Raw genomic sequence first — 7,253 nt, forward strand, 5'->3', positions numbered from 1 at the left:
GCCAATGCTGAATTTTTAATTAACATGAGGCCAAGAAAGGCGTTAAACTTTCTCAGTCCTTATGAGTTTTTAACAGGTAAACGTGTGTCGCTTATTGCTGAGATCTAGGGTTAACTTTGTTGTATAAGACGAGGTCGTGCATCCTTGGAACATTAGAGCAATGAATAGAATTGAACAGGTTCGAAGCATATAAAATTCCTTAATGTAAGGCAGATATATTGTCTAATAAAGGCTATAGCAAGGAATATAAAAATTGATTATGTAAGGTTTAGCATTGGGCGGTAGATAAAACAAATCCAATTGCAACATCTTTAATCTTCATTGGAACAGACAAGACGCTTTAATAGACCAAGTTTTAATAAACTAACAATAGCAGTCAAGTTTAGCTTAGATCTCAATGATAACAGCCTGTTGAGTTGAAGTTAAATTGTTCCTGAGTTAGCTTATTCATAGAGGTTGAGGGGAAAACCTATAACTAGGTGGCCAAACTAACTATGCCACTACAAAAGTGCTTCACAACTATATCCCTATCTAAAGGCCAGTTCGGCATTCTGCCTCTCGTTCATAAGATTAGAAGCCATAGATTTCGATGCACCGTCTCGATAGAGTATCAGCACAAACCCCGCTGGAAGCGATAAATGTCAATGCAGGAGCGATGTTATAAAAGGGATGATACTATATATGGAATAGAGGAGATAATTTGCAACAGAGTGTTGGGAATGGAGTCACTTGATTGGTGAATAACATAGTTTGGTCAAATACATTTTTACAGATAATCGTTAATTTATCGAGTGGTAAATTAATCATAACAATTGGTCTCCCCACAGGGACTCGAACCCCGATCGATCGCTTAGGAGGCGACTGCTCTATCCTGTTGAGCTATAGGGAGACGCAGATGATTATACTGATTTTTATGCTGATGAAAAGACTTTAAGTTTAGTTGCTCGAATATTAGACATAAAGGGCAGGTTTGAGTGTTATTTTGTTTTTATTTTCAGCATGAAGGCTTTTCATTTTAAGATAAGATCGTTGATTTGTATGTTTAGCGCGGCATCTCGAGGGGATAAATGTGCACTGGCGGTATTCTCGCTCACTTGCTCTAAGGTGATTGTCGTTTGAGTTTTGACGGCGGTGATCCGTTCAAGGTTGAAGCGATCGGTGAGTGGGTTTTGTAATGCCAGTTTAAAGGTATCGCCGACTTTGACACCATTGCGACGTCCGACATTCATCATTACTTGGCTGCCACTGCGGGCGATAATTTGTGCGATAACAGGACGGCACGCTAAAGTGCTATCGAGATCTTGGCTTACTTGAACTAGGACATTATCGATGTTTTGTCCATATTCACTGCCCCAAAAGATTTGACTACCGGAGTCGACATGGGTGTGTTTATTAAATCCCCACTCCGCTTGGCTTAGGTAACGCTTTTGCCAGATCTGCTCACCGCTAATACCATGATAGAGTGTTAGCTTAAGCACAAATTGGCGCTGAGGATCGATTTCCCATAAGCCTAATAAATAGCGCTCATCTTCTGTGGCGATACTCTCAATAGTGGGGATCAATAAATATTGGCTATTGGTGATCTTGTTGAGCCAATGAGGAATATTAGCGCTGTGTTTGGGGCTGAGCGAAGGCGTAAAATCGAGACGTTCTGTTGCGAAGGGTAACGCAAAGCCCTGCTGGAGTTCGCGATTAAGAATTTGGCTGACACGTGTCGATAGATGTTGTTCAAAATGACCTAATTGACCGTAACGAAGTTGACTGCGATCAATCATTTGGGCCTGTGGAACAAGAATACTGGCTTTTAAATCTGAAGAGCAAGCATGAGATAAATCCGTTGGTGTCCTTTCAGTTTGAGGATGACGGTCAATAGCTTGCTTGATATCACTGTCGAAGATCGGTGCTTGCCCGGAATCGATGAGCGAAGCGGCATGACAGGAAAAGGCGAATAGACACAGGCATGCCGTGATGAAGGGGATTATCGGGGTGATCAAATCATTACCTCTGTATTTTCATTTTGATATATCAATTTTCTGCATTTAGGCTATAAGCGCAAATGAGTCTACTCACGCTAACGTATGATGACGCAGCAATAAACAAGCAATAAATGTGCCGCACTGAACGTCAAATTCAGACCGAAGATAGAAGCATAAAAGTTCACCGCTAAAGTTATGTTTTCGCAAGCCGATATGATGCTCAAGCGTATCGAAAATGCATCTTTATCTGGTTTGGCATAGATATCGTTGTTTATATTTTGTTGTATATATTTGGTTGTTTTTGGAGCCCATTTAAATGCCGATATTTTATAAGGCTGCTGATCAAAGGCAGCAGAGTCAGTTAAAACGGTTGTTAAGCGTGCCTGTCAGTGGACTGTTGGCGTTGATATTAACAGGCTGCAGCGTGAGTAATGAGAATTCTCCCCCTGATGTAGAGTCGACTGATGCCAATACTGCCGCTCAAAATAGGCGAGTACAGTGGTCTCAATCTCAGGGGTTTCAAGCTCATAGTGGTCAGTCGGCTATGGCAGGCTTCACCGCTTTAGCGGCGGTGACCTCTCATTTGTTGGATGATTTGGTTCAATTTAATCAGGGCTTGCGTTCAACTCAGCTCGTTGTGGTGGCGACACCGGTATTTTTAAATGAGCTTAATCAAACCCATCCTCTAGGCTTAGCGCTGCAAGATAGCTTGATGACAGGATTGCAGCAAAGGCAATTTACTGTCATTGATGCCAATATGAGCGCCAAGCTTAGGATCACCGCGGAGGGTGATTTCATGCTGACGCGAGATTGGCAACAATTATCATCATCTTTGATGGTGGATCATGCCTTAGTATCGACCATGAGTGTCACGTCTGAAGGCCTGATATTAAATGCACGATTACTTAATCTTGACAATAAAAGGCTGATCTCTTCGGCGCAAGCGTTTTTCCGCTATGATGAGCTTGCCGGTTTTATGACGCCACCAGAAAATGCCTTATCGCAGAGTGTATTGCAACAAAGGGATGATCCTTCCTTGAACATCAGTATGAATGAGGCTAAAAATAAGCATGAAGCACTCGAGCAAGAAGGTTTATCAGGCAGGACGATTGAGTATTTTTAATCTGGTATCGGCTTTCAAGGTTAGACTGTGATGTTATTACCTAATGAGGAGAGGCTAGAGGTTTTACCTTTATCATTATAGGTCAGACTTGAGGCATTACGACTGGCTTGTAAGGCTTGAGAAAAGCGATTGAGGCTGGCTTGATTAAAGGCAACAATACTGGCATTTTCAGCATTGAGTTGTTTACACTGTTGCAGCAGTGCTTGTGTTTGATTGAGTTGCGCGACTAAGCCGGATCCCGTTATCAGTAAATGCTTGTGTGGATCATGCGCAATCAGCTCATCTTGCGTTTTAATACTTGTTAGTATCGCTGACTTTTCGGCACAAAGACTGAGGAGTAAATCAGCATTTCTATCACTAATGGCTTGTTTTTCTTGAGTGAGTATCGCCTGTAATTGAAGCAGCATTTGATGTTGCGAAGTGACAAGGGATGCTAAGCTTTCTATCACATTACGTTCCAGTAGATTGTTCGCCATTAAACCTTACTCTTTTTCATTGTCGACACTGAAACCTTGGCCGAGTGCTTGCTCAAAATTGGCAATATTATTGGCCAATTGCTGTGGATCAACTTTGTAACGGCCTTCACTGATGGCGAGTTTAATCGCATCGACTTTTTGCATATCGATTTCGGGTAAATTGGACAGGTTTGATTGCGCCCCTTGGAGCAATTGTGCCTGTGAGGTGATGGAGACCGAATCGCTTGCTGCCACGCGCTGAGGTGTGTGGCTGTTTAGCTCGCTAGACTCTGAGCTTTTACGACCGGACAAAGGCGTAATGACGTTCGCGTTGCTGTTGACTTGTTTAATATCCATTGCCATTTTTCATTCCAATCAGAAAGAATAGTATCAGTATACTGGGGTTATCGGCCATGTATACCATAGCTTTAAGGCTATTTTATCTTTTCTTGCGGACTAAAGTCTAACTTCGACTTGACCGGCACTGGTGACATAGGCATTGAACTTTTTTTGAGTGTAATGATTACGAACATTGATATTATCGCCCAAATTACCGTCACTGAGGGCTTGACCTTGGGTCTTAATCGTCAAATTGGCGGAATGAGCAATAATGGTGACAGCGTCATCTTGGCAAACCAGACAAAAATGACTGCCAAATAAGGGCGACCCTGCAGGTGTGCGGCGTTTAAGTTTTGCTCCAATAACATCCGTTAAATGATTAAGCTGTTGTCCTCGCAAGCTGTTTTTCTCTATATAAGCGATTTTAACATCGTTTTTGCCAATAATGTGCCCCGGCCCAAAGAGTGATGTGGTGACGATGACAGGAAATAAAATGTCGACCCTCACACTGACAAATAGCTGCCAAGGGTAATCGAGATCAGGGCTGTGGCAGGTGATCTTCACGGTATTATTACGCTTAATGTCTCTATCTGTGGCTAACTTTGCTTCGATTGCTCCCAAACAAGCGGGAATATATTGTGCGGAATGTAATTTTTGTGGCGTGATCCTGACTTTTGCGCTTTCGGGGGCAACAATTTTTTTCTCTACTGCCGCTATAGCTATTTGAGATAAGGCCGATAAAGAGGGGACAGTTGCAATGTTTTGCCCTGCTACTGATATGGGTAGCAATAGAAAAAGAACGTAGATACAATATTTAACTTTCATAATCAATGTTTTAATTCTAGTTGAGGGTCAGTTTTCTGATAAAATGTCATGTATTGCCTTAGTGGTAATGGGAAAACAGGGCATCGGATTGGAGCGTCATTATTTTGACATGTGGCGCTTAGACTTCTTTATGATCAGGCTAAGATCATATTAAGCAATTAATATGCCTGTTTATGAACGTAATACGGGCTTATCGATAGATTTTCCATGCACATATTTGCATGATGTGGCTTTAACTTGGATTTAAGTTGAGCATAGGTTCATTAGAATGGTATTCATAAGAATAAGGTTTACTCCATGTCGCGTATTCTTGACTCTGTAAATAAACGTACCCAATTAGTGGGGCAAAATCGCTTAGAGCTGTTGTTATTTAAACTGAATGGTAGACAAAGGTTTGGTATCAACGTATTTAAAGTGAAAGAAGTGCTGCAATGCCCAAAACTCACCTGTTTGCCTAAATTGAATAGTAGCGTCAGGGGCGTGGCACATATTCGGGGTGTGACGATTTCTGTGATTGATTTAAGTGCAGCAACCGGTGGGCGCCCTATTGAAGATACGACAGGCTGTTTCATTATCATTTCGGAATATAATCGCAGTGTGCAAGGGTTCTTGGTCCGTTCTGTTGAACGGATCATCAATATGAACTGGGAAGGGATTATGCCGCCCCCTCAAGGGACTGGGCGATATTCTTATCTTACGGCAGTCACCGAAATTGAAAATGAACTCGTTGAAATCTTGGATGTAGAAAAAATTCTCGATGAAGTCTCTCCTGCTAATACTAATATCAGTAAAGAATTGGATGAGCAGCTAACCATTGATAGGGATAAGCATTATCACATCATGGTGATTGATGACTCTTCTGTTGCACGTAAACAGATCATACGCGCTTTATCGGCTTTGGATCTGCAAATTGATACGGCCAAAGATGGTAAAGAAGCCCTGAGTAAGCTCAAAGCGATTGCTCTTGATATGGACAATGTGGCGCACGAAATTCCCTTGATTATTTCAGATATTGAAATGCCAGAAATGGATGGTTATACCCTGACAGCTGAAATTAGAGACGATCCTAAATTAAAGGATATTAAAGTGGTATTGCATACCTCATTGAGTGGGGTTTTTAATCAAGCCATGGTCGAAAAAGTGGGAGCCAATGATTTTATTGCTAAGTTCAATCCCGATGAATTAGCCGGCGCTGTGAATAAACATTTGAGTATTTAGAATAATATACCCGTGATGCATCACGGGTATAACTATATAAGCATTGAGGAATATAATGTGATATTTGCTTGTATTCTGTTAGGCTCTGGGGTATAAACCAGCGCGATTTTTAATATTATGACCCATAAGACCAATGCCCCTTTGCTAAAAATGTAGGATGTTAAGTTGCCAAATAAATCACTCGAAGACGTTGAGTATAATCAATTTAGACTCTTTTTAGAGCAACACAGTGGCATAGTATTAGGGGATAATAAGCAATATCTCGTGCGGAGTCGATTAGCCCCATTGATGGGGAAATATAACCTGCCTTCTTTGTCGGATGTGGTTAGGCAGTCAATGAAAGCGACGGCGAGACAACTCCGTATAGAAGTTATTGATGCCATGACGACTAACGAAACCTTATGGTTTCGAGACAGTTATCCTTTTGAGTTATTACAAAGTCAGCTATTACCGAATTATATCCGTCTTGGCCGTCCCTTAAAAATATGGTCAGCGGCGTGTTCTTCGGGTCAAGAGCCCTATTCATTAGCGATGTCTGTACTTGAATACCAACAGATAAAATTTGGAGGCTTGCCTTTTGGTTGCAGTATCTTGGCGACAGATCTGTCGCCAACGATGTTAGGGCGTTGCAAGTTAGGAGTTTATGACAGTTTAGCCTTAGGGCGAGGGTTATCAGACAGTAGAAAAAGGCAATTCTTTGCGTCTGTAGTAGAGAAAGAATTACTTGAGTTAGCGACATCAACGCGCTTTCATCGAGGTGTCGATGCGGGAAGAATGGCGATAAAAGATAATGTCAAACGCATGGTTAACTTCAGAGCCCATAATCTGCTTGAGAATTATAGTTTACTGGGCAAATTTGATATCATTTTTTGCCGTAATGTATTGATTTATTTTTCGCCAGAGTCGAAGCAAAAAATCTTGCGTCAATTTGCCGCGGCACTAAACCCTAAAGGGATCTTATTTTTAGGGGCTTCTGAGTCGATATCAGGACTAAGTGATGAATTTGATATGGTACGTTGCCATCCTGGGATCTATTATCAAAAACGTTTTTAGGCATTATTGAAACGGTTTGAGTGTTAATCTTATCCATTGAAAGCTAAGTGAAATACTCTTTACTTGTTCATGTAGACGTTGAAAATGGCGAGTAGACTTAATTCGTGCTAATGGTTAATCTTTGACCTTGTTTTTATATTCTTATTATATCCCTATTGCCTAGATCTCAGCAATAAGCGACACACGTTTACCTGTTAAAAACTCATAAGGACTGAGAAAGTTTAACGCCTTTCTTGGCCTCATGTTAATTAAAAATTCAGCATT

Annotated in this window: 7 protein-coding genes, 1 tRNA gene and 2 pseudogenes; 4 read left to right on the forward strand and 6 right to left on the reverse strand. The window is 41.3% G+C overall.

Annotated elements, in window-relative coordinates; all coding sequences use genetic code 11:
• Positions 1-108, forward strand: a pseudogene (locus L2764_RS24880) (IS30-like element ISVsa7 family transposase); the annotation flags it as partial.
• Between the two features lie 705 nt (positions 109-813).
• Here the strand turns inward: L2764_RS24880 and L2764_RS24885 are convergent.
• Positions 814-889, reverse strand: a tRNA-Arg gene (locus L2764_RS24885).
• Between the two features lie 121 nt (positions 890-1,010).
• Positions 1,011-1,994 (reverse strand): flagella assembly protein FlgT middle domain-containing protein, encoded by a 984-nt coding sequence (locus L2764_RS24890; RefSeq protein WP_248943059.1) that lies wholly within the window; start codon positions 1,992-1,994, stop codon positions 1,011-1,013.
• A 298-nt stretch (positions 1,995-2,292) separates the two neighbouring features.
• Between L2764_RS24890 and L2764_RS24895 the strand changes: the two genes are divergently transcribed.
• Positions 2,293-3,099, forward strand: coding sequence for a FlgO family outer membrane protein (locus L2764_RS24895; protein ID WP_248943060.1), 807 nt, complete (start codon positions 2,293-2,295; stop codon positions 3,097-3,099).
• Between the two features lie 20 nt (positions 3,100-3,119).
• Here the strand turns inward: L2764_RS24895 and flgN are convergent, their stop codons facing one another.
• The 3 genes from flgN to flgA all read right to left on the reverse strand — a co-directional run bounded on the left by flgN (position 3,120) and on the right by flgA (position 4,718).
• On the reverse strand, positions 3,120-3,545 hold the full coding sequence (flgN, locus tag L2764_RS24900; protein ID WP_446539688.1) for a flagellar export chaperone FlgN: 426 nt from the start codon (positions 3,543-3,545) through the stop codon (positions 3,120-3,122).
• Positions 3,546-3,581: 36 nt separating this feature from the next.
• Positions 3,582-3,917, reverse strand: coding sequence for a flagellar biosynthesis anti-sigma factor FlgM (flgM, locus tag L2764_RS24905; RefSeq protein ID WP_248943062.1), 336 nt, complete (start codon positions 3,915-3,917; stop codon positions 3,582-3,584).
• Between the two features lie 93 nt (positions 3,918-4,010).
• Entirely contained in the window at positions 4,011-4,718 is a 708-nt protein-coding gene (gene flgA, locus L2764_RS24910) for a flagellar basal body P-ring formation chaperone FlgA (RefSeq protein WP_248943063.1), read from the reverse strand.
• Positions 4,719-5,015: 297 nt separating this feature from the next.
• On the opposite strand from flgA, the gene L2764_RS24915 reads away from it, so the two are divergent.
• Entirely contained in the window at positions 5,016-5,936 is a 921-nt protein-coding gene (locus tag L2764_RS24915; protein ID WP_248943064.1) for a chemotaxis protein CheV, read from the forward strand.
• A gap of 165 nt (positions 5,937-6,101) precedes the next feature.
• Positions 6,102-6,989: a CheR family methyltransferase gene (locus L2764_RS24920; RefSeq protein ID WP_248943065.1), complete on the forward strand. Its 888-nt coding sequence runs from the start codon at positions 6,102-6,104 to the stop codon at positions 6,987-6,989.
• A gap of 159 nt (positions 6,990-7,148) precedes the next feature.
• Here the strand turns inward: L2764_RS24920 and L2764_RS24925 are convergent.
• Positions 7,149-7,253 (reverse strand): annotated as a pseudogene (locus tag L2764_RS24925) (IS30-like element ISVsa7 family transposase); the annotation flags it as partial.

The organism is Shewanella surugensis (genome assembly GCF_023284005.1).
GTDB lineage: Bacteria > Pseudomonadota > Gammaproteobacteria > Enterobacterales > Shewanellaceae > Shewanella > Shewanella surugensis.